Genomic DNA, 26,130 nt, shown 5'->3' on the forward strand with positions numbered 1-26,130 from the left:
GTTGAGCTTGGTGCGATAGGCCTCGACTTTTCCCTTGTCGTCCAGTTGCATATCGAGCTTGACCACCTCTGCAATGCGAAGATCCCGGAGGGATTTAGCGGCTTGCTCGACCGCATTGGCAGCCGCCGGGACGAGATCCGGTCGAGGTGCCGGCCATCTTGCCGCAGTACGAAAAAATGCGACGTGTCCGGACTGACGTCATTCAGGCGGAGGCACGAAAAAACGGACTGCGTTTCGATACGCACGGTACCGCCAAGACCGGCGCAAAAGTCGGCAACGAGCGTTCCTGAGCCGATCTGAGCTGGCTGAGCCAGTTCGCCGGACAGGAATTTGGATCGAAGGAGACTGAAGCTTGGCTCTGATGCAATGGTGGAGGTCTGCAACGGGCCAAAAGCACCGGTTTGGCGCGGATGCAAACTTCAGCAAGCGTTTAAGTGACCCAAAAGAGCGCTTCGCCTAATGGTTGTCCTCGTGGCGCGGCGGATTGCATGCAAACAGCGCGACGACAGATGAGACACTGTCATGAGATGTCTACTGGCGTATCCCGGGCGCAGTGTTTTCACCAGCCAGGGTCACAAGCGGTCATGGATCGGCTCCGGCGGCTTCGATGAGGTTCTTGGCCGCTTCGTACCGATTGGTCTTGGGATTTTCCATGATGCTGTTGAGAGATTTTGGTGTGTATTGCCCTGTCATACAAAAATGCATGATGACTTCCTCCTCTCGAGGAATGTTCGAAAATTAAGGGTTTGCTAACGCGACATGCCGCGACCATCCTAAGCGGGTTTCTTCGTTCGGGCCGCGGGGCGCGGCCGCGGTTGCAGATGTCAACGGCCTGCCAAATAGAGCTGATAGCTGGAGCTCCATGAGCGCGCGTCATGTCGGCCGTAGGGCAAACCGGACGCCGATCTAACTTGGCGTCTGCCGCAGCTTTTGACCCAGTTCGGACGTTGAGCCTAGCCGAAGAAGGTGCGGCATGCTTTGATCTGCGGAGCTGAACTCGTCTGAGGTTCCTACGTGACAAAGGAGCACCTGCAGCGTCGACTTGCGGCTATTCTGGCGGCGGACGTCGCCGGGTACAGTCGCTTGATGGGTTCAGATGAGGAAGGCACGCTGACCCAGATTAAATCGCTCAGGAAGAACCTTATTGATCCAACTATCACCGCCCATCGCGGACGGATGGTAAAAACCACGGGCGATGGCATGTTGGTCGAATTCGCAAGCTTGGTTGACGCCGCGAGGGGGGCCGCTGAAATTCAGCGAGCCATGGCGGCGCAAAACATCAGTGTGCCGCAGCACAAGCGGATCGAATTTCGTATCGGCATTCACGTTGGCGACATCATCATCGACGAGAACGACATTTTCGGCGACGGCGTCAATATCGCGGCCCGTCTCGAAGGGATTGCCGAACCGGGGGGCATCTGCGTCTCAGATGACGCGCAACGCCAAATTCGCGGCAAAGCCGGGCTGGCGTTCGACGAAATGGGCCTGCAGTCGCTGAAGAACATTGCCGAGCCGATGCTCACTTGGCGGCTCCTGATCGACGACAAGCTTTCGTCGATATCCAAGCACGCTGAGACCCCGCTAAGGCCTGACCTGCCCGATAAACCCTCGATCGCTGTGTTGCCGTTCCAGAATATGTCTGGAGATCCAGAACAGGAATATTTTGCCGATGGCATAGTCGAGGAGATCATTACCGCACTCTCCCGCTTCGAGTCGCTTTTCGTGATCGCCCGCAACTCGAGTTTCACCTACAAGGGCAAAGCTGTCGATATCAAACAGCTGGGGCGTGAACTTGGGGTCCGTTACGTCGTCGAGGGTAGTGTGCGCAAGGGGGCGGGGACGCTTCGCATCACAGGCCAGTTGATCGATGCGACGACGGGTGCACACCTCTGGGCGGATCGTTTCGAGGGTAGACTAGACGACGTCTTCGCTCTGCAGGACATGATCACCGAAGGCGTAGTCTCCGCTATTGAGCCGACCGTACAGAAGGCCGAGATCGAGCTGGCGGCGCGGCGTCGACCAGCCAACCTCAGTGCGTACGACCTCTGCCTCCGCGCGCAGCCACATTTCCACTCAATGACCCATGAAGGGCTCGCCGAAGCGCTCCGGCTGAGCGAACGCGCATTGGAGATCGACCCCAACTATGGGTTTGCCGCCCATCTGGCGGGTAGCTGCCACGCGCTCAGAATAGCGCAGGGTTGGGCCAATGACTTGAACCGCGAGATGGCGGAAACGACACGGCTTTTTTCGTTGGCGCTCAGTATCGACGAACATGATCCCGACTTCCTGGCCAGCGTCGGTTTTGTGACCTCTTATCTGACAGAGGACTTTCCCACTGCGGCGGAAATGGTGGACCGTGCGGTCGTTCTCAATCCGAATTCGGCTCTTGCATGGAACATGCGAGGGTATGCCTACCTGTTTGGGGGAAAGGCCGCGGAGGCCGTTCGAAGTTTTGAAAAGACGGTTCGCTTGAATCCGCTCGACCCTATGCTTTTCCTGGCGCTTGCGCCCATGGGAATTGCGTTGATCGAGCTTCGGCGCTTCGACGATGCGGTCGCTGTTGCGAGGAAAGCCGCTCGTCAAAACCAGACCTATGCGACGACCTATCGCTGCCTTGCATCGGCCTTGGCTCATCTGGAATGTGAGGCCGAAGTGAAGCAGGCGGTTGCCCACCTATTGGCGATCGAACCGAATTTTCGAGTTTCGGAATGGTTGAAACGTGGCGCCCAGTGGCACCGGCATAACCGTTTGACGATCGAGGGCATCCGCAAGGCGGGACTGCCGGAATGACTCACGTCGGGGGGCTATCATCTCCTCCGAGCAGAACAAGTGGCTTTTTGGCCCTAAGCCGAAGAGCGGTTGAACACCTGTCACGTCGGCTGTCAGAGGCAAACCGGACGCCGGTCCCGCTTTTGAGTCCACCGCCGCTTGCGACCCAACTCAGACACAACAAAAAAGCCCCGGCATGCCGGGGCTTTGGTTTGCCAAGGTGGGGGCGATCAGTATCTGGCCGCGACCGGGGCGCCGTATCCACCGAAACGGTAATTCAACCGAAGCGTGACCATGTCCACATCCTGACTGATCCCACCGCCGGTGAGGACAAGCCCTCCGGGAGTGACTACGCCTGCGAAGCCGGCGTTGTCACGCCCCATCCAGAGATGGTCGTATTCGATACCGAACGACCAATTGGGCGTGAAGCCGTACTCCCAGCCAACACCAAGGGCCCCGCCCCACCGGGTGTGGCCAGCCGATGCCAGGCCGACCCCGGTGACGTTGTTGAATATATCGAATCGGTTGCGGGTCACGGCGGCGCCGCCCTTCACGTAGAACAGCGAGGCGTTCCACGCCCAACCGAGTTGTGCCGTGAAGAGACCGATTGCGTCAATTTTGCCTGTGGTCGAAATTAATGGATCGATCAGACTGACGCGCGTGTTCTTGATCTCGGCCCAATCTCCTTGCGCTTCCAGGCCGAGCACAAATTGATTGGTTTGCCAGCGATACCCAATCTGGCCGCCCACAAGACCCCCGGAGCGATCCGCGCAACCACCTGCGACTGTCCCTGCGGGCGTCACGAAATCCACACAACCGTGGCTTTGCCCCCAACCGCCGTTTGCGCCGATGTAGAATCCGGTCCAATCATAGATCGGCGCGACCACCGGGGGCGGGGCCTTGACGTAAGGTTTAGCAGCCAGATCAGCCGCTGAGGCGGGGGCCGCCATGCTTACTGCCAGCAAGGCCATGCCGCTTAACATCAACTTCTTCATATTTCGCTCCATCCACGTTTCACCCGAACGACACCGGTTCTTTTCTGGTGTCCGGCATTCCCGGCTCGAATCTAGCTGATCCGACCGGCATGCGACGTGCCCAGCCCGCCACACTCGGGAAATTTCGGCAATACGCGCGCTCCGGTTGCGTCAATGTTATTGACTGATCGACTATATCGCCCGGAGCTGGACGGCGCAGGCCCACCAGCTTGCCTGACAGTCATCGTCAAGGATGAAGCTAGATGAATAAGCTCGCCTCAAGGACGCCGTTGCGAGAAAATACGCGCGAAGGGGTAGGCGGATACGTCAGTTAGCCGAGGTTTGCACCCAGCCACGCGCCGTTCCTGTGGCGTTACCAGCGCCACCCTCATCCGAAACGCGCCACGCCGCCAAGCCGAAACATAGCATTAGCATCAAGTTGGCCAGCAAGAGCAGACCGAGACAAAGTGGCTCACACGCGCCTCCGGAACAGAACGTTACTCCAGTACGGAGACAATAAATGATTCGAAAATGCAGCTGTGCTGACCTAGTCGCTTTTCAGAGGTTGTAGAAATTTGCTGGATCAACAGCTTCGAACTGGGGAGCGCAGCCCTCGAGCGGTTCGGTGCGGCGCCGAGGACTTCGCGCCGCGCTGATCGTAGCTAAGAGGCACGGCAGGAGCTATTATCTCGTCCTTCTCGCTCGGGATCAGTCGCTTTCAGGAGTCTGGCAGTGATAAAAATCTTACAAGGAATGCTCCTCGCGACCACGGTTCTCGCTGCTGCTGCTAGTGGGGCACACGCCGCGGGTGGCTGTGGCGAGGGCTGTCATAGGACAAGCGGTGGCGCATGTGTCGTCGACGGCTGGGGCACGGGAGCCAAGGTTCGGAACGAATGCCCGGCGACCTCTCGCCCCCGTCCACCCTGCGGCGGCGGGGATTTCATCTGGGACCGCACCAAACAGGCGTGCTTCCAAAATAACCGCAGCTGGTTCTGATCTTAGTGCGTTGCCCCAGCGCGGGTGCGAACGAGTTCAGACAGGAGCAGCTTGGCCGTCATTTCTGGCGGCACCCCTCCCACGTGGGTTGCCTTACTTCCAAGCGCCGATTGCAGGTACACGATGGAGTTCTGGACAAAATATGTCCCGTGATGCGCAACACCGTCGATTGTGACCGTTAGGGTCCGAACTACAGCAGGCCTTCCCATGTGAAGCCTCGCTCATGGCAGTCCTTCAAAGCTCACGCACTAAGTGCATGATTCGGGCTGGCGTAAAAACTTAAACCAGCGTCACTCTCTGAGGCGTTGCCCGCGGCAGGCCCAGCGCACCTTGGCAGTCCTGCGTGGACTCGAGAAACGATACGAGCGGCCATCAGTGGGCGGCTCTTTCGCCGGTTCACGCTGGTGGGCCTAGCACTCCCGGCGCTCTAATCCGCAATTGGATCGGCTGCCGGGAGCATTGGGGGCTGGAAAGCCAGCCGTGCCATGTTCGCTCTGAAGTGACGAGGCGCCACCGGTAGTTGTACGGAGTCCATTTTCGGAACGGGGTGTTCTACTGTCGGAACACCGGCGAGATTTGAGTACCAAGCTATTTGCAGTTGCCCGGGATGGCCGCAGTGGGGCTGGAACCACGCTGCGGCCTTTCCCCTGAGTGAACCCAATTCTTTGTTGAGCCGTATCTGGCGGCGCAAATGTTTTCCTGCTGGGGGATTAGTGAGCATCCAAAGCATAGTGGCTGCAATATTGGAGCGCGAGCTGGCTGCGCGTGGCGTGCACTCGTTGAGGCATTCTGACTGCATGGAGATCGTTGAAAATCTACTCGTTCGCTTGAAGGAGCTGGACCAGGAATTGGCCGCACGAAACATCGAGCAAAGCTAGACACTCCTTCATCGAAGGAGACACGGCCCCGGCTTGGAGGGTCCTTTGGGGATCAGGCCGAGGGCCGCTCCGCCAGCTTGGGCGAGCTAGTGCGAATTCAAATGCCCGCGCGCCTTTCCGTTCCTCCAAAGCCTCAACTCGCGGCCCACTTCTTTGCCAGCTGTGTGCAAATGCGAAATGGCTTCGCCTTGCAATTGTGTCGGTCTTCTGGCGTACTGCTCAGATTGTCGAGATGTTTTTGCGGTCTTTATTATTTTGAGGTCGTGATGAGTATTTCTGATCGTATCCCGTATGCCGCTATCGCCTTGCATCAACGTTTCGCATTTCTAGAACATCAGATTGCCGAATTGGGCGTGTTGCGACACCGATTAATGCAAGCTGAGTTGCGACGCTACCTGTCGAGGTCGTGTCGGCGAGCTTCCGAAAAATCGCGCACACGCCGTCACAGTAGATAACCTTCCGCGCTCAACCGACAAAGAGTTGCCGGCTCCCGCTTGTAAGCCCAAGCTGTGGGAACACGTGAGTCGGGGGATTCATGGAACGGAAGCCGTTTGAGAGCATGTCGGTTGAAGAGCTGTGGCAACTCCACGCGGTCGTAAATGACGTTCTTGCCGTGAGGCTCGTGGCCAAAAAGCAAGAGCTGGAGCGACGGCTTGGCCTGCTCAACCGAGAAGACAAGACTCCTCGCAACTAGGCATTAAGAGAGATAAGAAAGGTGCCCTCAATTGCGCCTTTCCGCCGGCGGCTTCTTTTTTTGCCGACGATGAAGAGGCTAAAGATCGTCAGAGAAATTCTAGATGCTCAGCGGCCCGTCTCCACCATCAGAGCGGCTATCAGGCGAATTTCGTCCCGGCTATCCTGCACACGAGCCGGAGCTTGATTCGTCATGCTGGAAACCGTTCTCATGTTGCTGGGGTCGGGGCCATGGCCCTCCCGCTAATTGCGTTCTGGGGATTGCACAGACACGGATAAGTCGCTTGTAGAATCGCTCTATGCTGGCTCAGCCAAACCTTACGGGGAAAGCAGGGAATGGTTAGGCCCGGCGCGTCTTACCGGACAAGGACGCGTCGGGCCGCGAGTGCGTAATCGCGCATTACGCAGGCTGGCGGCGCCATGCGCTTGGCAAAATAATTGAGGCCGCTTGCTGGCGCACTGCCGGGGGGCTTGCAAAGTCGGCTTTGGGCTAGGCGTCTTGGCAGGGAATACTGAAGTTGTCACAAACGAGAACGAATGCCTCTTTTGCTTTTGTATCCTCGAAGCAGAAGCGAGTGCCGACCTCCGCCTGATCGATCCACCAATCGACGTTGCTGCCTTTAGCGATGCGGGAGGCTTCGCCGCGTAACAGGTCCAGTTGTCTTCCCGCAGCACGAACGATCAGGCAATTTTTCTCTTTGGACATAATACCTTCTCCAATGGCACAGGACGCCGAAGTCATTGGTACTAAGAGCCGTGAACACGAAGGCCGCAGCAGGAGGACTGCTGCTGCGGCCCGCGCGGTCAAAAATTCCGGGTGAAAAACGACTAGGTGAAATATGCGGCCAGCCCCGGTGCGATGATCGTACCGCAGCATCTCTGGCTCGCAATATGATCAATTTCACAATCGGCAGAAGGCTTAACATGCATCAGTGCGCCGGCTCTAAGGTCCATGAGGATCGGGAACAATCGGCAATCTGGGTGCGTTCGCCTCCAGCTCCGGGCGATGTCTCGGAGCGGACGCGTAGAACTTCCGGCCTCAGGGATCAACATCTGAGGCCGGCTTTTTGCAGTACCGCCTCGGCGCCAGTTTGATTTAGCGGTCGCCTATGCCATTTGGCAGATGAAAGGGTGGGGGTCGGAACGCACCGGGACATTGTGGCAATTCAGCGGAAGCTGGCGCACTGAGAGACGACCCCGGCGTGGGGGCCTGAGGGTTGATGCCGGGGCCGCTCCGCCAGCTGGAAGAAGAGAGCTAGCAAAACCTCCAATTTTTCCTCTGCGCGTTCGTTCCTCTAACGAGCGCTCGATCTCGCAAACTGCGGCGGCTTGCCGGTGCTAAAATCCGGTCTGACCTGAGCCCCTCGGTTGCCGCATCCGGCGCATACCAAACGCGGCTCGATATCAGACAGGCGAACATCGTCCAACCAACGATCGGCGCTGAGTGCAACGTTGTGGCCGCAAGGCAGTAGACCAGGACGTCGCGCAAACCCGTCTCGCGCATCTCGCTGAAAGTGAGTGGCTTCCCGGCCCTCGTCCACTCTCTCAGGGTGAGCACACGGTGCGGGAATCCTGGTGTCCGCTAAGGACGGTTATCGGATGTCAGAACCAGCTGATGAGTATGTCCGCTAAGGGCCCAGAAGCGGAAATGAAGCTGCACTAGAGCATCAACGGGTCTCCGAGGCTCACGCGGTCTATGAGAGCCTCGACTTTGGGCAGTATGCGCGTGACGACCTCTTTGAGCCCAGTCGGATTGGGATGCAGGCCGCCCAGAGCCTTAAGCTGAGGATCGTCGACAAAGGCGTCGTCAAAAGCTTCGTAGAGCAGCACATTGTACTCGCCGGCAAGTCCGGCGAACATCGCAGCAAAGGCTTTCTCGTATTCATGCCCGAAGTTGGTGTGAGGTCGCGCTCCGCAAAGGAGGACGACAATTCGCCGGGATTGGAGGTTTTGCAGAATCGCCGCGAGCGCTGCGCGAGTGACGTTTGGATCGGTGCCTCTCAACATATCAGTTCCGCCCAGCTGCAAAATTACCGCATCGGTCCCGTCCGGGACCGCTCGATCCAATCTGGCAAGGCCGTTTGCAGCTGTATCATGAACAACACCGGCATTGAAAATTACAACTGCTTTTCCCTTGGCGCTCAATGCAAATTCAAGTTGGTCCGTAAAGCGGTAGCCAACAGCGATACCGCTACCGGCAGTGTGAGAATCCCCAAGCACGACAATTCTGACCGCCTTGTCTTCGGCACGACAGTTCTGGCTCGCCAGGCAAGACAACACTAAGAAAACTGCCGTGGAAACAATCATGGCAGGGCGAGAGACCATAGCGCGGAGGCCTTCCGATTGCGAGTCCATCGTGCTCTCCTAGTCGGTGAGCAAGCGTCTGCACGTTCAGTTCTAAATGCGACCAGCGGCTCTGGTCTTGTACCCCCGACGGACGGAGGACGCCAAAGAAACGGTTGAAATTAAGTAAGACAAGCGACTCACCTGATGGGCCGCTTTGGGTCAAAACCAGCGGTGGACGCCAAGTGGGATCGACGTCCGGTTTGCCCCTGACAGCCGACATGACACGCGCTCAATTGACCTTCGGCTAAGGGCCAATCAGTGACATTCGAGATGTAAGAGGCCGACGTCAGCAAGCGAATAGCCCTGCTTCTTATTGCTCCCGAACCCCTCCCTTCCTCAGCCCATCGAGAATGTCGTCGATCTCTCGACGAAACAGCGGGTTCGTTGACATTGAGTAAACAAGATCACGGTACCAGTGGACCGTGAAGTTTGGCCGCAGCTTGTTCAATTCAGTCAAGCTCCGCTTTGCCTGTTCCAATTGCCCCGTGGCTCCATAAGCCGATGTCAGATCTACATAAGCGTACATGTGCGAGTTGTTCAGATTGACCGAGCGCCCGCATTCCTCGATGGCTTCTCCATATTGATGCAAGTGCAAGTGTGCATGGCAGAGCCAGAAGTGCCATTGGAAAGCAAAAGGATCTCTGGGACTGAGACGGAGAGCCAACTGGACCGGCGAGAAGGCTTCACGCGCGCGCCCGGAGGCGACGAGTGCAATTGCTTTAGCAGCGTAGGCAGCTGGATTATTTGGATCAATTTCAAGCGCCGCATCGTATTCAGCCAATGCCTCCTCAGGACGTCCAAATAGAAGAATGGTTCCCTTGGTCGTATGAGCACTCGCGCTTGCCGGGGTTTTGGACAGAACTCTGTCGATGAGGTAGATCGCTTGCTTTTTGTCTTCAACAACGGACGAAGACCATCGATTGTTCACACCAGCCGCCAGACACCGCGCTTTGCCAATAATGGCTTCAACGTTGTCCGGATCGAGGCGTAGCGCGTTATCGAATAGGTCCATTGCCTGACCGTTTTGGATCTTCGACTGCGGCCCATAGAGTTTTGCCCAGCCGCGCATCGTGAAATCCGTGGCGTCGGGATTTCTCGAACGGTCCACTTCGCTGCGACGGCTTTCGGCTTGGATCAGTTCAATGTTAAGCGAGCGAGCGAGCCGCGCTGTGATCTGGTCCTGTAAGGCGGCGAGGTTCGTACGGTCGCCGTCGAAACGATCGGACCAGACGTCCCGACCGCTCGCGATATCCGTAAGTGATACGTTGACCCGAACCTGATCGCCGTTGCGCCGCACCGCGCCCTGGACCGCCCAGCGGATGCCAAGGTCCTTGCCGAGCGTCCTGAAGTCGATCTGCTTGTTCTTGTATGTAAACGCCGTTCCGCGTCCGATAACGAACGCGCCGGGCATTTGCGCGAGGTCGGTCGTCAGGTCGGTCGTGATGCCATCGGCGAAATAGTCCTGCTCCAGATCATTGCTGACGTTTGCGAACGGCAGAATGACAAGTGACAAGCGGGGAGCAATGTCGGGCCGGGCAGTGGCCTCCCTCTGCGTCTGTTGCTTGTCCGGAAACACGTCGGTGCGGAGCGTCTTCCACACAGTCCAATAGCCGACGAGGCCACCCGCGATCGCACCGATAGCCGCAATCGAAGCGAGCGCCCCGCCGATCATTTGCATTCGCACCCGGAAGCGACCCTTGAAGTTGCGAGTCGATGCCGATTGGTCCGGAGGTTCGTCGTCAGATGGCGTTTTGTTGAGTGGGTCACCATCGGATGCTGGTTTATTCGGTCGGTCGCTGGAGACTTCAGAGTCTGTCACCATTGCCTCCCCGCACGGGCCACACGCCCGGACGGTCGAACCTAGCAGAGTTTTGTGGCTTTGCGTTGGTCAAGGTTGCTGACTAGGTTCACGGCCCTTACAAGTTGTTGCGGTGATGTTGGAATGGACGTCCGCTTCGGGCCCAAAAGCCGACTCCGGCAGGGGTAGGGCGTTGCTCTCCTGGAGTCCGCTAAGGGCTCTTATCGGACTCCAGAAATTCGCGGCTAAGGCGTAGAGATGGGAGCTGGCAGTTGGGGTGCGTTCCCACATTGACGTGCGAGCGCCTCCCAGCCCACGCACTTCCCAGTCTGATTGCGATAGCCCGGACCACCATTGTCACCACAAGCCGCGAATGCAGACGCGCTGAATAGGGTCGCGCAGAATGTTTTGCGCATCGTTGCTTCGACATCAATTTGGGCGCTCGACCCGAGAGCCGACGAACTGGATAATTTCCTGGGCAGAATAGACGCCTTGAGGCGGCGGACCAGGAGTCAGCTTCAGCACGCGTACATAGACGTCCTGTCCCGGCTTGATCACTGTGTCGACGCTGCCCGGCGAGGTGGTCGTGAAAGCTTGATTGCCCACAAACGTAGTGTTGCTCGTCCCGGGAGTCACGATTGTCGAGGCCCGACTTGCGTCGGCTGCGCTGATAATCTGGAAGTGCGTGCCGCCGGCGGCTTGAGTAGTTTCCGCGGCCTTCAACAGAACGTAGTCCTGCACGGTGGCCGAGTTCGTATAGGCATTGCCTCGCGACTGAATGCGCCATGTGTCCGCAGTCATCTGCTGCGCGGCGACGCCGCCTGAAAATCCCATTTCTTGATATTTCGTGCCGCAGCCGCCCAGCGCCAGGCATAGCCCGGCGATCGCAATCCAACGCATTCTCGCCCCCGTTGGCGCTATCCAAGCGCAACTAGGGGGAGAGATCAATGCGACGTTCGCTGAATCGGTAAAAATACGGACGCCAGCTAAGACGTCAGTTGCTCGGCCTCGCTCGCCAACCGTTTTCCTGATGCGGAATAGTGGCAGTGATGTCGGTGTCTTTGCCCGAGGACTGGCGCCATGCCGCAACGCCGAAGCAGACGGTCAACGTCGGAGCCAGTGCTAACAGCAATACGGACAAGAACTGGCTCACGCCCGCACTCCGCAACGGTCCAACGTGGCGAGCACGTCCAGGTGATTCGGAAATGCTGTCGTCTTCCCCAGGGGCAGTTTTCCCAGGTTGTAAAACGGTGGATTAGCGGCTTCGACCTTGGGACCCGCCGCAGCTCAGGAGCTAATGGACCGGAGAGCTAGTGCGAGGGATGAGGCTAGAAGGTTGGCAAGTTTATTTTTTCAGAATAAGGCCCATTGCGCGTGCCATTCTCCTCACGGAGCCGGCATGCCGACCGAGTAGCGCCGCTATCTCCGACACGACACGGCGACGCGCGAGCCACGCAAGCCGCCTTCGCTCAGCCTCAGTCCATTCCTTTGGCTTAGACGATCTCATTCCGAAATGATCGAATGAGCTCGATGCGAGCGATATTGGGAAATTTACGGGTGGCGGCGAGCGATAAGTCGCGCCAGGGCGCCCGAAAAAGGGCTGCATTAGCATTAGTGGGGTTCGAGCCGCCCGCTTAAAGCCGCCCGCGACCCAAAATCCCATCCACCAAGGATGAACAAGAGCATCGGCGGACCCCAGGAGCGCCCTTCCGCAGCGCAACTATTTATCTGGAGCTCTCGCGGGCATGGCCCACATCTCTCGCTCCGCGATTGGCTGCAGCAGGAAGTTGTGGCGTTTGAGAATGGCGGGCGCTTCTGCGAGAGTTTGATCATGCAGTGCGAGGAAGATCGCCGTTCTCTGCTCTGAGAGCAGACGGGAGGCTCCAACGAACGCGCGTGTTTCGGCTCCTTCTATATCCATTTTGATTAGATCCGGGACAGGAAAGTCGTCCAGCACAACGGTCTGAACAGGGATTCCCGTTTCGGCGAGCGTCCCCATGTAGCCGTATTTCCCGAGGTGCGCATTGATCTCGAAGAAGGCCATCCCGCTTTGGTCGGAGACGGCGGCTTCGATCAGATCGACGTTTTTGACGCGGTTGATGTGCAGGTGCCGGCGAAGCTTCTTTGCATTTTCCGGATTAGCTTCGAAGGCAAACACCCGGCCTTGATGCCCAACAAGCCGAGAGAGCATCAGCGTGTAGTATCCTGCGTGCGCACCGACGTCGAATACCGTCATTCCCGGTTTCACCCGTGCAGCGATCGATTTTGCGATGACGCGTTCGTATGTGCCGAGCCAGCAACTATGATTACCAGCCCCGACAACCCATTTCAGGCCACGGTTCGGTCCCATCAGGATTCGCGCCACAGCGGTTGGCGAGACGATCTGCAATGGCAACCGCAGGAGCCATCCTAACGGCTCGTTCGGGGCAAGCATCCGGCGCGCCCTCCATGTTTCGACTGAGCCACAGCTTGTCGCAACAAGAGAGCGCATCCTGCCACCGCGACCCCGGTGGAGCAACCGCGACCGCGAACGGAGCTCGCCGAGCGGGGGACGGGTGATCCCTTTCCGGAAGCGGCGAGAGCCCTAATGCAAGACCCGACTGGCCTCTGCGAGCCGGACCCTTTCTCTCAGCTCATCGAGCTCCTCGATCTCGTCCAGCAATTTCACTAGCTCGCGGGCGATATGTGTCAAACTGGGCTTCGGGCGTCGTAAGATACGCTGTCGCTGTCCCATCGATGCACGCCTCCATGCTCTGGGAGGTTCAATTGGCAAAGAGCGTGCCACCCCATGAAGGAATAGATTTTTTAAGCAACCGTCGGAGCTTGATGCTTCCGCGCAACAATCTCAGGCCCGCCGGTTCGGGCTGGCGGCCTTCCAGCCTGTCCAAGGCCTCCGCGAGGCGCCCCGATTTGCGCAGCGTCCGCTGAGCCAAGGTCCGGTAGCTCCGTTCCATCGTTTCAAGATGGTGGCGCGTGAAGGCGTTCTTGGCCGTTTCCAGCACCTTCCAGTATCGCTCCGCCCGTTTGAGAGTATTCGTCTGGGGTCATCGTTGGAAACCGTTGGAACAAGTGTACAATATGGCACTTAGACTCGCTCAATGGTTTGGTGATAGTAGTGGACCGCGATTTTAAGAACGAAGTGCTTTCGAGCTTTGACCCTAGCCCGGTGAGGCCCTGCGGCGAGTGTGGCAGGAAGCCCGGCTCCGTGTTGAAGATGCTAAACCCGCAAAACGGTAAAATCGTGCGAATGTTCAAGTGCCAATGCGGCGCGCAGACTTAGACCGAGACCAAAGAGTAAGGCCGCCTCAGTGGGCGGCCTAATCCCCATGACTGAAGTGCACAGACCATTCAAGCCGTCGCGTGATTTAAGTTTGTGAGCATACCGAGCGGTCCTAGAGGGAGGACGCTGTTGCGCTTGATAGGGGCTCGGGCGGACCCTCTCCGAGCTCCGCCCTTGAGGAGTAAGGCAAGGCCGCCCGGCTCAGAGACGGCCCCGGCTTCAGTGGGGCTGGAAGGATGGGCCGGGGCCGCTCCGCCGGCTCCATTGGGCGCGAGCCAGCGCGGACTCAAGCAGACTGTGCCTGGGCCGGCTCCTAACGCTAAGAGGTCCTGCCCGGGCGTCAGCAGCCGCACATAGGTGCCGCTCTCATGCAGCTCGAGCTAGCCCTTTTCGACAGCGCACCTGACGCCGGCGCCGAACTCCGCGCCGCTTCCCTTGAGCGTGGAGAGGAAAGGGTAGTTGATCTTCTCGATGTGGATACGGCCGTCCTGGACTGGCTCTATGCCCGGCGAGCTCGAGCAGCTTGCGGGCTGCGGCTTGTGGATCGGCAAAAGGGCGTTCGGTAACGTGCTTCATCGCTGGAATCAAAACCTCAAGCGCCCATGCTTGGCCTGACTTGCCCGCGACTGTCATGCCAGTTCGGGACGATATGCACAGATCCTGCGGCGCCGCATGCTGAGCAGACCATGCGCAAGCCGACGCGCGACCAAGGCTGATCTTGCGGGAGTGTGTCGAGCCGCACGTCGACCCTGCGATCGCAGCGGCCGTTCAGGCACTGGATGCTGCAGGTCACATGGCCGTCAGCCAGCCATTCAGCGGGGCTGCGGGGCGGATAGTGACCGGCCCATTTTTGTGTATCGACGGCGAGCGTGCATGCCGCCATCAAAGCGGCATCGTAAGTACCTCACAAATTATCGATTCCTAGTAGGTCGAGGCGCGCGCGAGCTACTGCGCGTCGTAGGTAGGGGAAAAGTCGCTTGAGGCTCCGCCGACCTGCCAGGTGTCCCCTGAGCCGACGAGCGAAAATGAAGCCGCCGGGCAAACATTGAGAGCGATTGCCGAGGCAGGGCCACTATTAGTGATTTGATCAACTGCAGGTAGAGAGCGCGCAGAATGATTAGGCCGAATTTATTTGCTTCCATTGCTCTGGCTTTGGTCGGAGGCGCTGTACAGGCTCAGCAGGGCACGCCTCGCAACCCTCAGAAATTGGAAAGCGCCAGCGGCTCGCTACCGAACGTGGTTATTCGAGTGCGGGCGGAAGGGAAAGGGACAAGGTCGCGCAAAGCGGCAGTTCGTGATCGCCTGTATGCATGGGAAGCAAAACTGACCAGGCGCTTTGTCGAACGGCCATCTTCGGAGACCCACCGGTTCACGCTTGCCGCCATATGGCGAAGGCCGCAGCGGGAGGTTAAATCGCCGCGGCCCTCGCGTGGTCAAATGAAGCCGGGTTCAAAGGACCAAGTGAAATATGCAACCAGCCCCGGTGAGGAAAATTCTGGCCTAGCTTCGTCTCGTTTGCAAATACAAATTCGGCAGAACAGAAGTCCATGCAGTGGGCATTTCGTTCCAAGAGCGGAACGATTTTGCTAATCTCCCCTGCGAACCCGGAGCTTGGCGCGTGCGAAACCGCAAACCAACGTTTGGCTCGACCGCGGGTGAAATCGCAACCGAGCTTGGAAGGTATATTGCGTCCGTTAACGTGTGGCCCGAGACATGGGACTTTTGCTCCGAACCGAGAGGAGCGGTGCACAGAGACGAAGACGTATAAGTCGCTTGTAGAATCGCTCTATGCTGGGTCAGCCAAACCTTACGGGGAAAGCAGGGAATGGTCAGGCCCGGCGCGTCTTACCGGACAACGACGCGTCGGGCCGCGAGTCCGTAATCGCGCATACGTAGGCTGGCGGCGCCTTGCCCTTGGCAAAATACGCGTTGGCTAACGAGCGCTCGAGGTTGCAAATTGAGGCGGCTTGCCGCTGCTGAATCCTGCATCCGCATGAGTTGGCGGCGTATCAATAGAATGCGACGGCGATACGTTTTTCTTTACGCCAGACGACTGAACAGCGACGTGGGTCACCGTCCGGAATGACAGTCAGCGCGAATTCGTCGGGAATCTTTTCATTTCCTGCAATATCAAGGGCGGCACCGTATACAGAGATGCTGCGGATCAAGCAATTTGCTTTTGAACGGCCGAAGCTGATTGAGCCGGACTTTGGGTTGCGTGTCGAATGAGAACTGTTCTGCTCCATAGCTTTTCTCCGAGAAAAGGGTTCGCCCCGCAGAGCGCACGTCGATTGTCGTCGCACCTGCTGCTTCAAAAGAGTTCGTTAGAATCTCTGTAGCCGATCCAACCCGGCGTGGCTTAAATAAATACCACATTAAATTGGACTGTTACATTAAATCCGCTTTTTAAATAGAATTTAATCTGAAAATTAGCTAAAATGAGGTCCTTAGGTTGTGGGAGTTACGCGAGACTGAGAGACCGCCAGTCGCTTGAGGATCTAAGGATGCACCGCCAGCGCCTGGCGGTCGACCTGAAAGCCTGGGAGAGCTTTGATTGCAGGTTGGCGATTGCCCAGATAGAGCGAGACATCGCGGCGATAGACACGGGGCTGGAGGCGTTTTTCGGGTCTGAGGCCAATTAGGCTAGCGGGCCAACCCGGTGGCGGCGAGCGCGCAAGCGAGGGCAAGTGCTGCGATCTTTCGTCACGGCTGCCTCGCACTGGTTTGGGGATCCTCGTCCGCGCTCAGCCTGACGTCGGAGGAGATGATCTAAGCTTCGCGCCGCCGGCTATTCGCATATCCAGGAACTACCAGCCGGAAAGATAAAGACCTACAAGGCCGTCAAGGAAGGCACCGCGCGCTCGCTAATCGTGGACAGTACTGGTCACATTGCAGAGGTGGCGAGGTAGCTAGACCGGCAGACGAAGCCAGACGTCTTTACTGGACAGTGTGCCGGTTGGCGTCGCAATCTCCATATCGACGACGCGAAACGACCCATGACTTTCGTAAACGTAGCGAAGGTGCCAGACCGGACCGAGCTCCGGCGAAATTGCGAAGTCGTCCAACGCGCGTGTGATGTTGTGAACGGCATCGCGTCGCCCGATCGGTGCGGAGAACATCGTCTCTATCAGCGCGGCCAGGCTCATGCCGCCGACCAGCATGGCTCGTGCAGCTTCGTCGCCGTGAGAAAGCCGGAGGGCGGTCACGATGACGGCAATGGCGTCGGGGTTCTTCAGAGCCACAGCAGGTTCGCTTCGCCAGCAAAAACATGATGCCGGATGCCGCCCGTTTCATGCAAGCGACATCGAGCAGTCGCCAATATCTCAAGTGACAAATGCTAACGGCCCATCCGCACTGGTGGAATGCGGGCGCCGCCTTCAGGGTCTAGTCTTGTGGGTCGTTTCCCTTCGGTTCCTGCAAGAATTTTGGCATGTGTCCACGCGCATCGCGATCGCGCAGGGCGGAGCGTTCGGACGGGTCGCGGCCGAGCTTGGACTGCAGCTCGACGAGGTCGGTGAAGACGTCGGCCTGGCGGCGCAGCTCGTCGGCGATCATCGGCGGCTGGCTTGCGATTGTGGAAATCACGGTGACCCGCACGCCGCGGCGCTGAACGGCTTCGACCAGGGAGCGGAAGTCGCCGTCACCCGAGAACAGCACCATCTGATCGATGTGCTCGGCGAGCTCCATCGCGTTCACGGCGAGCTCGATGTCCATGTTGCCCTTGACCTTGCGGCGGCCGGAGGCGTCGATGAACTCCTTGGTCGCCTTGGTGACCACGGTGTAGCCGTTGTAGTCGAGCCAGTCGATCAGCGGGCGGATCGAGGAGTACTCCTGATCCTCGATGATCGCGGTGTAGTAGAACGCCCGAAGCAGCGTCCCGCGGCTCTGAAACTCCTTCAGCAGGCGCTTGTAATCGATGTCGAAGCCCAGAGTTTTCGCCGTCGCGTAGAGATTGGCTCCATCGATAAAGAGCGCGATCTTGTCGGTAGAGGAAGGTGACATTCAGTTCACGCTTTCCGTGAAACAGCGTAGATTGAGCTGGAAAGATTGGCGGACCGCGACACGAATATGTCGGTCGCATTCTAGATAGATCGCTAGCGAACATCCTAGAGTACAGACGGATGCTTTAAGCTTCAACTATTTTCAAATGGTACCAGGGCTCGAAACTCCGACGTTAGCCGAAAGTTGGTCTGTCGGATCTGTAACGTCTCCTGTCCAAAAGGACGTCGCCGAGTACAAGAAGGCATTGAACACTAAGGATGCTACCGGTGAGTATGCCTCCAGCCAGATAAATACGTTGCAAGCATCTAGAAGCCGCAAACTCGCTGCAAGCCGGTAGTAATCCGACGCCCGAATTGCGCTTTGAGGATCACGGCAACACAACTTGGATGGCGGGCCCATTCGCCGATAGGACCGAATCCGGACGCAAGAGTTGCCTCGAATCCTCAGCCCAGCGCCGAGGTTAAGCTTTTCGGCGGGTTGTTTTTGACTGTGCGCGGTTGAGCGCGTTCACTCCACGGCGGGGATGGAGACGAACTTGATCACTTGGCTGCTAGTCATCATCATCGCAGTCAGCGCTGCAATCCTGATCGCCCACGCGATTGACGCCATACGCTCCTGAGGCGCAACGGAGTGGCGCGAGAAGTTGGAGGTTCGGCAGCGGTACGCGCGAGTTCATCCGGGAATGTGACGCTCTGTAGGTCCAAGCACTCGCAACACGAACACGCTGCGAAATGCGGATGCGGCGTTTCGCTAGATCGGCATGGCGTTCCAACAATAAGCAGCCTCGCAGCTCGGATGCCGGGGTCAGGCGGGGCGTGCACTCGGTCTTTTCCAGATCCCCGCCGACGGTGGGTAGTCTTGCTGGCCTTGTCGCAGATCGGGCAGCGGATGAAGTGGCGCTCGCTTTCCGGCGCAGGGCCTTCTGCCTTGCCCTCCCGGAACATCACGCTGCGGCGCCCTTCAGCGGCAGCGTGAGCTGTATGTCCAAGCGCCTGCTCGCGTTGGCGCTGATGAAACCCTCGAGGGCGGGCAGGCTCCTCGTCGTTGTCGACCGTGCGCCGGGCCAGCGCGTCGGCGACGTCGGAGGTGGCGTCGCGCGACCATCCCTCTATCGCGTTGAAGCAGACGATCCGGACTTGATAGGCGTACTGGCCGGAGAGGAGGCCTTGCAGCACGGCTTCGAGATCGGTGTCCGCTTTGTCCGTCTCGTCATGCGCAGCCGGCACGCGCGCCGAAGTCTTCGAGCACAAGGTAGATGTCGGGTCGAGGCGATCGGCCGGCACGATCGCGGGCGAAGTACGCATACGGTTACTCCATACAATCGACCGGGCGGAGACACGGCCCCGGCTCTTGAGGGTGGCCGGGGCCGCTCCGCCAGCGAGCCAGCGGAGGTTTAACTTTCAACCAAATTCCATGTTCCTTTCCGGGAAAAACGGCTGCATAATTTCACGTATTTCAGCGTTCCGTTTTTCTGATGAGGTCTTTGCCATGACCAATGCAGTTGAAGATCTGCAGATGCTGCGCCTGATCACAGCCTTCCAGAAGATCACAGACAAGGACGCGCGACGTCTTATCCTGATGTTCGTCGAGGAGCAGCTTGAGAAGCCGCCGGGTAAGGCCTAACAGGTAGATCACATTGCACAAAGCGATCGCCGGGTTGAGGCTACCTGTAGCCGCGGAGGTAAACGCCGCCTCCGCCGCTAGGGGCTGCCGCTGTCGCAAGCGGTGGCCCCGCCCATGAGAGGCCTAGTAAGCGCGCCGCGCTACTCGGGGCAGAGAGGGCAGTCTCGGAGAAAACCGGTGGGCAAGCGCGAGCACCGCGGCTTCGTCGGTTTCGAGCGCGATCTTCTGGGCGAGCATCACGTCGCCAGCTAGCAGAGCCCGTTCGGGAACGAAACACCAGCCGATCTTAGGCTGCTTTTCTTCATCAAGCTGCAAAACATTGCTCATGGTGCCCTGATGAATTCGATATCGTCGGCCGGTGTGAGAGCCGGTGTCTTCGAAAAAACCTCGGCATCATATTGCGCACGCTGCTGTGGAGATAACCAATCGCGCAGAAGACGTTGCGCACGCGCTTCCGGGCCATTTTGCTTGATGAAGCTTTGATAGAGCGCACGCAGGGCGCGCAAACGCACACTACTGCCGATGCTACCGCGTCTAAACAAGAACATTTGTTGCGCCCGACGGGTCTAGCCGCCGACCAACCGCGGATAGAACAGCGACCTCTCCGAATGGAGGTCCGACTACGACTCTCCGAGCGAGAAGGGGGGGTCCGTTCATGACTTAACCCGAAGAGCGCTTCAGCGGCGTGATGTCCGCTGACAAAGGTAAACCGACGCCGAGCTGCACTTGCCGCGACCGCCGCTTTTGACCCAAAGCCGAACAAGTCAACGCGGGCGCTTTTTTCGGCCAGAGCGATCTCTGATGAAGGCTTTTCGTGGCTGCGAGCCTACGGCACGTTCGTCGCCACGGTTTGCGGCTAGAAAACAAAACGCCGCTGTCGCCGCAATCGGCGACGCATCGCCGAGACACCTGTGACTTTTGAACGTTTGCCGACTTTTCGTTCCTCGGCTTGCTCAACCCGGCTGCGAAGGTTCTGAAGCTCTGTCAGCTGAGATCTTAGAAACCAAACGCGTTCGTGCAGAACCGTCATGCGGTTGTGCCCCTGACCACGCCTACTCATCAACACCCCTTATTATGACTATTTAAAAACCACCGTCGTCAGGCCGAGACATACAATGATCCATTAAGTTCAACTAATAGTAGCTCAGGTTTGTGAAAGTGCTGTGAAATACTTCACTTTCGCGGAAAAAGACCTGTCCTTGAGCGGTTTCATTTGCTTGTAAGGCGGGCACCAACGTCGGCGGATTAACCACGCGGTCTGGTTTAATTTTAATAAGACAATAATACTGCTTGTTAGCCTAGGCCGTGCAGATCAACGTGCAGATATTGCCGTTTTCCGGGCTCGGCGGGATCGGAAGACGTAGAGGTGCAATCGCGATCGCTGCGATCGCTCGATTGGAAGTTACCTCCTCATTTGGAGAATCTCGCCATGGTCGAACGTCGGGCGATGGAGCGGATACCGATCAACCGGGCGGCGCGGCTGTCGTTTGGTGGATTGAGTGGGACCCATCCGTGCGTGGTGCGCGACATCAGCACCCTGGGAGCCTGCATCTCCACGCCGTACTACATATTCGCCAGCGAATTTGCGCTATCGTTCGACGAACATTCCGAAACCTTCACCTGCCGCGTCATGTGGAGGAAGCGGACACTTTGCGGCGTGTGCTTCGTCCTGCGCCGCAGCTCGCCGAAATTGGCGAATGATTGCAGCAACACCACAACGTGGTGCGGCTTGACTACCAATCATGTGCTGCCGCTCTGAGCTCCTTAGCTCATGTTTCGACATAATTCTCGCGTGCGCTGAGAAGCGATCCGATAGGGCGGCCGTTTTGGGTGTTGGCCAATCGGCAAAGTCGCGCCCCTCCACGAGGCCCGCTCACCGAGGCATGACGGACCAGATTTGCTCACGTTGAGTTTTTCGCATTCTGACCCATTGCGGACTCCAATGCATCGCGCTCACCCTGGAGCGAAAAATTGATCCAGATCAAAGCTGTCTGCCGCCGGACGGATGGTGTGACGCCATGATTGATAAGCCGCCGGACAAGCCAGAAAGGGCAACCCCGCGAGAGCGACGAGGCCCGGAGGGCGCATCATCGAAGATTATGCCGCAGACCTCCGCGAATTGATTAGGAAGCTCCGCTAGAAAGGAAGGCGCTGCATCAAACGACAGTAATGTTGGCTGTTTATTCCGGCGACGCCGCACCGCAGTTCGCGGTATCGTTTCCGTTCCGTTTTTCAACAGCGGATTTGATTGCCATGCACCACATCCAGAGTACGCATATTGCCGCGATTCTCAAACTGACCGCCCAGCAGCTTGAAGCACTTCGCATCCACCCAGAGATCCAAAAGGAATATTCCGAAATCCTCGTTTTGAGAGAGAAGATAAAACTGGCGACCGATCTGAAGAAGGCTCGCCGGCTTTCGTCCCATCTGGGAACAACTCCGCACGCACTAATCGGCCTCCCCGCAGTGTAGCAAGTATTGTGCCGTGTCGGATGTATGGTGGATGAACGAGAGATCGTTCAGCTCGGCCTATGGATCACTCCCCAAGTGCAGCCGCGCAGGCCGCCTGCCATATCGTCCGTGCTATGTTGCTTTCCGGGCATCGAACGACGGCAGGATGCTTGATAGGTCGAGATAGCGATACGGCATACTGTGCGTTACTTGTGATCCGCGAGAAAGCCAGCAACGAAGGTCCGGTTCTGGCCCTTTGCTGACCTGCGGCACGCAGCCGGTCGAGGACCGCTTCTGACCCAAAGCAGACTCAAATTAGCGCTCACTTCGTGCCCGGTTCATCGGATCTGAAGCTTTTACGCAATCGCCGCAACCAAAGCTAAACCAAACACGTAAGCGAGAAATTCACCCGCTACTTCTACCCAAGGTCGCGGGAAAGGCGGGAGAAGTCGGCGTGGGTTGGAAGCTCTTTGCACTGCTAATTGTCGTGCTCACGGGTTGGAGTTTTGCGGACTCAGAACCTTACACTTCGACAGGACTCATCCACCTGATGATGAGCGCGCTATCGGCGGCCGGTCTTGTACTTATGGCATTTGAGATTGACTTTTTGCCGCGCAAATTCTGGCGCGCATTTTCCGTGGCATATGCAGCGTATAGCGTTGGCCTGATGGCCTTTTCCAGTCAGAACCTTTACAAGCAATATGCCGTTGATGGGCGGTCTCTGTCGGCAGTCGTCAGCGCATTCCTCATAATGGCCACCCTCCAGATCGCCATCAACATCGGACTTTGGGTAAACGCCTCTTCGCGTTTTTCAGCGCGAGGCAATGCCTGAGGCAATGCCTGATGTACTTCCTCACTGCCTGCTTGATCGTAGGAGCCCTGAGTGCCCACGTATCGTCTCGTGGTCCTGGAACTTGTTGCAGGACTTTCGGGTGGCCAGCGCTACTCAGCGGCTCGCGGCGCGGCGGCGTGCGCTTTGCCGGTGCTCTGCTTGGGATTTTTTCTGCTGCTGATGCTTCTATTAGGTCGCGTTCTAGGTTCGCAATTTACTGCCGTCACAGCGGACTGTTTGGTATTACTCGTTTCGATTTTTGCCGGGTTGTTTATCGGCGTATTTGGTGTCATCGCCGCGACGGACCGTCGTTGATATGATCCCGCAAAATCGCGCAGGCGAATGAAAGCTCATTAATGGGCACCATTTACGCGATGCTGGTGATCACTACGTTCGTTCTAGGGTTTGTCGCAACCGTCCTGTGGGGGCCAGATTTCGAATGGCTTGGGCGGGATGTCGAGGATGCCTACATCTTCAAGATGGTTGGCATCGGACTGGTCGTGTTCTTCTTAATCGCAATCACCTTCCACCTCATCTGAGGTCCTACAAACTGGACGGTGTTGCGCCTCAACGTCAGCTTCTGGCCGATTTCGTTGCAAAAGTCGGCTGTGAGCGATGGATGGTTCGGCGATTCGCTAAGGACGACCGGCTTGATGCGCCGGCCCTGACGCTCTCTACGCAACTGGAACGCTACGCAGTGCACAGAGCCCGAGCGGGTGGCGGACGAGCGCCCAGCGACGCCAGCCGCCGCAGGTTCTGGGCGATGCTGCCTTGGAAACCTCAGGAAGCAGACCTCGCGACACTCTGAGCCAATGGAGGACTCCGCACGGTTTTCCCATGCTGACCGACACGACATAGGTTCAGGCGGCTCCTCGGCTAGGCGATCAAATAGAAGGTGGTTGCCAGCGCCGCGGCGAGGACCGCGAGGACGCGAAGGCGTGTCTGAATCTCAAAAATGCGACTGGAAGATTGGCGCTACTCCCTCATACTCCGTCATTGCGAGCGCAGCGGAAGCAATCCAGTCTGCCGCCGCGCGGGGATTCTGGATTGCTTCCGCCTTCGCTAAAGCTTCGGCGGACAAGTCGCTGCGCTCGCAATGACGACGTGGAGAGAACGTGCCTCACGCTCCGCTCTCGTGCCCCGGACGCAGCGCAGCGTCCCTTCGACGGTGCGCTGCAGAGCCGGGGCCCATCTCGCCGCATTACGCCGTGTCGCCCCTGGGTCCCGGCTCTGCGCAGCAACGCTGCGCGCTGCAGCGCGTCCGGGACACGATTGGCTCACGATGACCAGGAGCAACCGAACTCTAAGCTTTCAATATCACCGTCCCGCGGGTGCAGACATCGCGCAGTTGGAATAGCGCGACCAGTCGGGCCCGGTCGGCTGCGACGGCCAGAGCGCGGCGTTGGAGTCGCGCACCGACTGGGTGATGGGATGGGGCTGCGCCTTGCGGACATGACGGCGGTCGTTCGCCGCGGCGGTCTGGATGGTGGCGGCGGCAATCAGCGTCGCGCCGAGAATGATGAAAGTCCTTTGCATTGTTTCTTTCTCCCGTGACGACGCCCGGCCGTGAGATGTGTGTTTTGTGTGGTCGCCGTCGCGGCTGACATGGCGACGCGCCCAGCCGATATCAGCGCTCGCGACATCACATTGGGGCGAGCCAATTTTCTAGCCTCGGCTAAATATTCGGCAATCGCGCCCGTAGCCCCGATGGACTTGACCTGCGCAATCCGGTTCAATGGACCAGATCTGGTTTTCAGGCGACAATGATGTCGAAATATCTGCTGGTCTTTCTGCTGATCGCCTCGCCGGCCGTGGCGCAGGTCAAGCTGACCCCAAAAACATCGGCGGCGCATCCGGACCCCTGCGCGCCGATCGGGCGGACCGCGGACGGCAAGCTGGTCTACTCCATGAAATGCGAAAATCTGCCGGTGCCGCCTCCGCCGCCGCAGGCGGAACTGAGGGAGGCGCCGCAGCCCGCCGCCGAGCCGGAGCCGGAGACGCGGCGGAGTGGCGTTTTCGGCTGGTCCTACGACCGCAGGTAAGGGGCCGCGCCCCTTGCGCGAAGCCCGACGGAGTGCTCTTTGCCTGAAAATTCCCCGTGGGGCCACCACCCCCGATCCAGAGAGATGAGATGACCAAACTCGTTATCCGCGCCGGCGACTTCACCTTCGATGCCCGTTTCGAGGAGCAAGCGGCGCCCAAGACTGTCGCCGCGTTCCGCAAGGCGCTGCCGTTCGAAAGCCACATCATCCACGTGCGCTGGAGCGGCGAGGGCGTGTGGATGCCGCTCGGCGACCTCGATTTCGGCGTCGGCTACGAGAACCACACCAGCTATCCCGCACCCGGCCAGATCATCCTCTATCCCGGCGGCATCAGCGAGACCGAGATCCTGATGGCCTATGGCGGCGTGCACTTCGCGAGCAAGATGGGCCAGCTCGCCGGCAACCATTTCATCACGCTGACCTCCGGCCTGGAGAATCTGGCAACGCTCGGCAAGAGCGTGCTGTGGAAGGGCGCGCTGCCGATCCGCTTCGAGGAAGTCTGAGTGACTGGTACCCGCTACCCGCGCGATCTCCGCGGTTACGGCCGCAACCCGCCGCACCCGCAATGGCCCGGCGACGCGCGGGTCGCGGTGCAGTTCGTCGTCAATTTCGAGGAGGGCAGCGAAAACAACATCCTGCATGGCGACCCTGCCTCGGAAGCGTTCCTGTCCGACGTGCTCGGCGCACAGCCTTGGCCCGGCCAGCGCCACGCCAATATCGAATCGATGTTCGAATATGGCTCGCGCGCCGGTTTCTGGCGGCTGTGGCGGATGTTCGGCGAGCGGAAGTGGCCGACCAGCGTGTTCGGTGTCGCCACAGCGCTGAAGCGCAATCCGGAAATCGTTGCCGCCATGAAGGAGGCGGGCTGGGACATCGCCAGCCACAGCCTGAAGTGGATCGAGCACAAGGACATGACCGAGGCGCAGGAGCGCGCGGAAATCGCGGAAGCGATCCGCGTCCACACCGCAGCGACCGGCTCGCGGCCGCTCGGCTGGTATACCGGACGCTCCTCGATCAACACCAACCGTCTGTTGATGGAGGAGGGCGGCTTCCTCTATCTCAGCGATTCCTATGCCGATGATCTGCCCTATTGGGTCAAGGGCGCGAGCAGCAAGCAGCTCGTCATTCCCTATACGCTCGACGCCAACGACATGCGCTTCATCAATCCGCAAGGCTTTGCCGAAGGCCAGCAGTTCTTCACCTATCTGAAGGATGCCTTCGACGTGCTCTATGCCGAAGGCGAGAACGCGCCGAAGATGATGTCGGTCGGCCTGCACTGTCGTCTCGCCGGCCGCCCCGGCCGCGCGGCGGGCCTGATCCGCTTCCTCGACTACATCGGCAAGCACGAGCGCGTCTGGGTGCCGACGCGGTTGCAGATCGCACAGCATTGGCACGACAAGCACGCGGGCCTTGCCGACGATGCATTCGAGATCGGATAGGGAAGCA

At 58.6% G+C, this 26,130-nt stretch carries 24 protein-coding genes and 3 pseudogenes; 11 read left to right on the top strand and 16 right to left on the bottom strand.

Annotation, left to right across the window (positions count from 1 at the left end; all coding sequences use genetic code 11):
- Both GWG67_RS12910 and GWG67_RS12915 read right to left on the bottom strand, forming a co-directional pair.
- Window positions 1–114: pseudogene (locus GWG67_RS12910) on the bottom strand (dodecin domain-containing protein); the annotation flags it as partial.
- A 468-nt stretch (window positions 115–582) separates the two neighbouring features.
- Entirely contained in the window at window positions 583–705 is a 123-nt protein-coding gene (locus GWG67_RS12915; protein WP_275169710.1) for a hypothetical protein, read from the bottom strand.
- Between the two features lie 309 nt (window positions 706–1,014).
- Here GWG67_RS12915 and GWG67_RS12920 point away from each other — a divergent pair, with 309 nt between their 5' ends.
- Window positions 1,015–2,790 carry an adenylate/guanylate cyclase domain-containing protein gene (locus tag GWG67_RS12920; RefSeq protein WP_275169711.1) on the top strand — a complete coding sequence of 592 codons (1,776 nt, stop codon included), beginning with the start codon at window positions 1,015–1,017 and terminating at the stop codon, window positions 2,788–2,790.
- A 209-nt stretch (window positions 2,791–2,999) separates the two neighbouring features.
- On the opposite strand, the gene GWG67_RS12925 is transcribed toward GWG67_RS12920, so the two are convergent.
- The 9 genes and pseudogenes from GWG67_RS12925 to GWG67_RS12970 all read right to left on the bottom strand — a co-directional run bounded on the left by GWG67_RS12925 (window position 3,000) and on the right by GWG67_RS12970 (window position 15,980).
- Entirely contained in the window at window positions 3,000–3,764 is a 765-nt protein-coding gene (locus tag GWG67_RS12925; protein ID WP_275169712.1) for an outer membrane protein, read from the bottom strand.
- 3,036 nt (window positions 3,765–6,800) lie between these two features.
- Complete coding sequence (locus tag GWG67_RS12930) at window positions 6,801–7,016, bottom strand: hypothetical protein (protein ID WP_275169713.1); 216 nt, start codon at window positions 7,014–7,016, stop codon at window positions 6,801–6,803.
- Between the two features lie 953 nt (window positions 7,017–7,969).
- On the bottom strand, window positions 7,970–8,665 hold the full coding sequence (locus tag GWG67_RS12940) for a GDSL-type esterase/lipase family protein (protein ID WP_275169714.1): 696 nt from the start codon (window positions 8,663–8,665) through the stop codon (window positions 7,970–7,972).
- Window positions 8,666–8,966: 301 nt separating this feature from the next.
- Entirely contained in the window at window positions 8,967–10,478 is a 1,512-nt protein-coding gene (locus GWG67_RS12945; protein WP_275169715.1) for a tetratricopeptide repeat protein, read from the bottom strand.
- A 405-nt stretch (window positions 10,479–10,883) separates the two neighbouring features.
- Window positions 10,884–11,354: a hypothetical protein gene (locus GWG67_RS12950; protein WP_275169716.1), complete on the bottom strand. Its 471-nt coding sequence runs from the start codon at window positions 11,352–11,354 to the stop codon at window positions 10,884–10,886.
- A gap of 820 nt (window positions 11,355–12,174) precedes the next feature.
- Window positions 12,175–12,888 carry an FkbM family methyltransferase gene (locus GWG67_RS12955; RefSeq protein WP_275169717.1) on the bottom strand — a complete coding sequence of 238 codons (714 nt, stop codon included), beginning with the start codon at window positions 12,886–12,888 and terminating at the stop codon, window positions 12,175–12,177.
- Window positions 12,889–13,216: 328 nt separating this feature from the next.
- On the bottom strand, window positions 13,217–13,456 hold the full coding sequence (locus tag GWG67_RS12960) for a hypothetical protein (RefSeq protein ID WP_275169718.1): 240 nt from the start codon (window positions 13,454–13,456) through the stop codon (window positions 13,217–13,219).
- 598 nt (window positions 13,457–14,054) lie between these two features.
- Window positions 14,055–14,310, bottom strand: a pseudogene (locus GWG67_RS12965) (hypothetical protein); the annotation flags it as partial.
- A 1,433-nt stretch (window positions 14,311–15,743) separates the two neighbouring features.
- Window positions 15,744–15,980, bottom strand: coding sequence for a PilZ domain-containing protein (locus GWG67_RS12970; protein ID WP_275169719.1), 237 nt, complete (start codon window positions 15,978–15,980; stop codon window positions 15,744–15,746).
- A 258-nt stretch (window positions 15,981–16,238) separates the two neighbouring features.
- Between GWG67_RS12970 and GWG67_RS12975 the strand changes: the two genes are divergently transcribed.
- Window positions 16,239–16,376 carry a hypothetical protein gene (locus tag GWG67_RS12975; RefSeq protein ID WP_342761033.1) on the top strand — a complete coding sequence of 46 codons (138 nt, stop codon included), beginning with the start codon at window positions 16,239–16,241 and terminating at the stop codon, window positions 16,374–16,376.
- Window positions 16,377–16,643: 267 nt separating this feature from the next.
- On the opposite strand, the gene GWG67_RS12980 is transcribed toward GWG67_RS12975, so the two are convergent.
- The 3 genes from GWG67_RS12980 to GWG67_RS38945 all read right to left on the bottom strand — a co-directional run bounded on the left by GWG67_RS12980 (window position 16,644) and on the right by GWG67_RS38945 (window position 19,040).
- Window positions 16,644–16,976: a hypothetical protein gene (locus GWG67_RS12980; RefSeq protein WP_275169721.1), complete on the bottom strand. Its 333-nt coding sequence runs from the start codon at window positions 16,974–16,976 to the stop codon at window positions 16,644–16,646.
- A gap of 142 nt (window positions 16,977–17,118) precedes the next feature.
- Entirely contained in the window at window positions 17,119–17,736 is a 618-nt protein-coding gene (locus tag GWG67_RS12985; RefSeq protein WP_275169722.1) for an NYN domain-containing protein, read from the bottom strand.
- Between the two features lie 569 nt (window positions 17,737–18,305).
- Complete coding sequence (locus GWG67_RS38945; RefSeq protein ID WP_342761034.1) at window positions 18,306–19,040, bottom strand: hypothetical protein; 735 nt, start codon at window positions 19,038–19,040, stop codon at window positions 18,306–18,308.
- Window positions 19,041–19,224: 184 nt separating this feature from the next.
- Here GWG67_RS38945 and GWG67_RS12995 point away from each other — a divergent pair, with 184 nt between their 5' ends.
- Complete coding sequence (locus GWG67_RS12995; protein ID WP_275169723.1) at window positions 19,225–19,359, top strand: hypothetical protein; 135 nt, start codon at window positions 19,225–19,227, stop codon at window positions 19,357–19,359.
- Window positions 19,360–19,482: 123 nt separating this feature from the next.
- On the opposite strand, the pseudogene GWG67_RS13000 reads toward GWG67_RS12995, so the two are convergent.
- Window positions 19,483–19,907, bottom strand: a pseudogene (locus GWG67_RS13000) (hypothetical protein).
- An 881-nt stretch (window positions 19,908–20,788) separates the two neighbouring features.
- On the opposite strand from GWG67_RS13000, the gene GWG67_RS13005 reads away from it, so the two are divergent.
- From GWG67_RS13005 to GWG67_RS13025, 5 genes are all read left to right on the top strand, one after another.
- Window positions 20,789–21,118 carry a PilZ domain-containing protein gene (locus tag GWG67_RS13005; RefSeq protein WP_275169725.1) on the top strand — a complete coding sequence of 110 codons (330 nt, stop codon included), beginning with the start codon at window positions 20,789–20,791 and terminating at the stop codon, window positions 21,116–21,118.
- 410 nt (window positions 21,119–21,528) lie between these two features.
- Window positions 21,529–21,831 carry a hypothetical protein gene (locus GWG67_RS13010; protein WP_275169726.1) on the top strand — a complete coding sequence of 101 codons (303 nt, stop codon included), beginning with the start codon at window positions 21,529–21,531 and terminating at the stop codon, window positions 21,829–21,831.
- Between the two features lie 433 nt (window positions 21,832–22,264).
- Window positions 22,265–22,642: a hypothetical protein gene (locus GWG67_RS13015; protein ID WP_275169727.1), complete on the top strand. Its 378-nt coding sequence runs from the start codon at window positions 22,265–22,267 to the stop codon at window positions 22,640–22,642.
- Window positions 22,643–22,693: 51 nt separating this feature from the next.
- Window positions 22,694–22,957, top strand: a complete 264-nt coding sequence (locus GWG67_RS13020; protein ID WP_275169728.1) for a hypothetical protein — start codon at window positions 22,694–22,696, stop codon at window positions 22,955–22,957.
- Between the two features lie 41 nt (window positions 22,958–22,998).
- Window positions 22,999–23,181, top strand: a complete 183-nt coding sequence (locus tag GWG67_RS13025) for a hypothetical protein (RefSeq protein ID WP_247503627.1) — start codon at window positions 22,999–23,001, stop codon at window positions 23,179–23,181.
- A gap of 778 nt (window positions 23,182–23,959) precedes the next feature.
- Here the strand turns inward: GWG67_RS13025 and GWG67_RS13030 are convergent.
- Window positions 23,960–24,178, bottom strand: coding sequence for a hypothetical protein (locus GWG67_RS13030; protein ID WP_275169729.1), 219 nt, complete (start codon window positions 24,176–24,178; stop codon window positions 23,960–23,962).
- Between the two features lie 227 nt (window positions 24,179–24,405).
- Between GWG67_RS13030 and GWG67_RS13035 the strand changes: the two genes are divergently transcribed.
- From GWG67_RS13035 to puuE, 3 genes are all read left to right on the top strand, one after another.
- The gene (locus GWG67_RS13035) at window positions 24,406–24,684 is read left to right on the top strand and encodes a hypothetical protein (protein WP_275169730.1); all 279 of its coding nucleotides are present in this window, start codon (window positions 24,406–24,408) and stop codon (window positions 24,682–24,684) included.
- 89 nt (window positions 24,685–24,773) lie between these two features.
- Window positions 24,774–25,187 (top strand): DUF3830 family protein, encoded by a 414-nt coding sequence (locus GWG67_RS13040; RefSeq protein ID WP_007601448.1) that lies wholly within the window; start codon window positions 24,774–24,776, stop codon window positions 25,185–25,187.
- A complete protein-coding gene (puuE, locus tag GWG67_RS13045; RefSeq protein WP_275169732.1) occupies window positions 25,188–26,123 on the top strand; it encodes an allantoinase PuuE in 936 nt (311 codons plus the stop codon). It begins immediately after the preceding gene.
- The last annotated feature ends 7 nt before the right edge of the window (window positions 26,124–26,130 follow it).

Origin of the sequence: Bradyrhizobium sp. CSS354 (assembly GCF_029051725.1) — a bacterium.
GTDB lineage: Bacteria > Pseudomonadota > Alphaproteobacteria > Rhizobiales > Xanthobacteraceae > Bradyrhizobium.

Bases quoted from the DNA above. Each gene is read 5' to 3' on its own strand.
- GWG67_RS12915 (WP_275169710.1), bottom strand. From the start codon at position 705: ATGCATTTTTGTATGACAGGGCAATACACACCAAAATCTCTCAACAGC.
- GWG67_RS12925 (WP_275169712.1), bottom strand. From the start codon at position 3,764: ATGAAGAAGTTGATGTTAAGCGGCATGGCCTTGCTGGCAGTAAGCATG.
- GWG67_RS12930 (WP_275169713.1), bottom strand. From the start codon at position 7,016: ATGTCCAAAGAGAAAAATTGCCTGATCGTTCGTGCTGCGGGAAGACAA.
- GWG67_RS12940 (WP_275169714.1), bottom strand. From the start codon at position 8,665: ATGGACTCGCAATCGGAAGGCCTCCGCGCTATGGTCTCTCGCCCTGCC.
- GWG67_RS12945 (WP_275169715.1), bottom strand. From the start codon at position 10,478: ATGGTGACAGACTCTGAAGTCTCCAGCGACCGACCGAATAAACCAGCA.
- GWG67_RS12950 (WP_275169716.1), bottom strand. From the start codon at position 11,354: ATGCGTTGGATTGCGATCGCCGGGCTATGCCTGGCGCTGGGCGGCTGC.
- GWG67_RS12955 (WP_275169717.1), bottom strand. From the start codon at position 12,888: ATGCTTGCCCCGAACGAGCCGTTAGGATGGCTCCTGCGGTTGCCATTG.
- GWG67_RS12970 (WP_275169719.1), bottom strand. From the start codon at position 15,980: ATGGAGCAGAACAGTTCTCATTCGACACGCAACCCAAAGTCCGGCTCA.
- GWG67_RS12975 (WP_342761033.1), top strand. From the start codon at position 16,239: ATGCACCGCCAGCGCCTGGCGGTCGACCTGAAAGCCTGGGAGAGCTTT.
- GWG67_RS12985 (WP_275169722.1), bottom strand. From the start codon at position 17,736: ATGTCACCTTCCTCTACCGACAAGATCGCGCTCTTTATCGATGGAGCC.
- GWG67_RS38945 (WP_342761034.1), bottom strand. From the start codon at position 19,040: ATGCGTACTTCGCCCGCGATCGTGCCGGCCGATCGCCTCGACCCGACA.
- GWG67_RS12995 (WP_275169723.1), top strand. From the start codon at position 19,225: ATGACCAATGCAGTTGAAGATCTGCAGATGCTGCGCCTGATCACAGCC.
- GWG67_RS13005 (WP_275169725.1), top strand. From the start codon at position 20,789: ATGGTCGAACGTCGGGCGATGGAGCGGATACCGATCAACCGGGCGGCG.
- GWG67_RS13010 (WP_275169726.1), top strand. From the start codon at position 21,529: ATGTTGGCTGTTTATTCCGGCGACGCCGCACCGCAGTTCGCGGTATCG.
- GWG67_RS13025 (WP_247503627.1), top strand. From the start codon at position 22,999: ATGGGCACCATTTACGCGATGCTGGTGATCACTACGTTCGTTCTAGGG.
- GWG67_RS13030 (WP_275169729.1), bottom strand. From the start codon at position 24,178: ATGCAAAGGACTTTCATCATTCTCGGCGCGACGCTGATTGCCGCCGCC.
- GWG67_RS13035 (WP_275169730.1), top strand. From the start codon at position 24,406: ATGATGTCGAAATATCTGCTGGTCTTTCTGCTGATCGCCTCGCCGGCC.
- GWG67_RS13040 (WP_007601448.1), top strand. From the start codon at position 24,774: ATGACCAAACTCGTTATCCGCGCCGGCGACTTCACCTTCGATGCCCGT.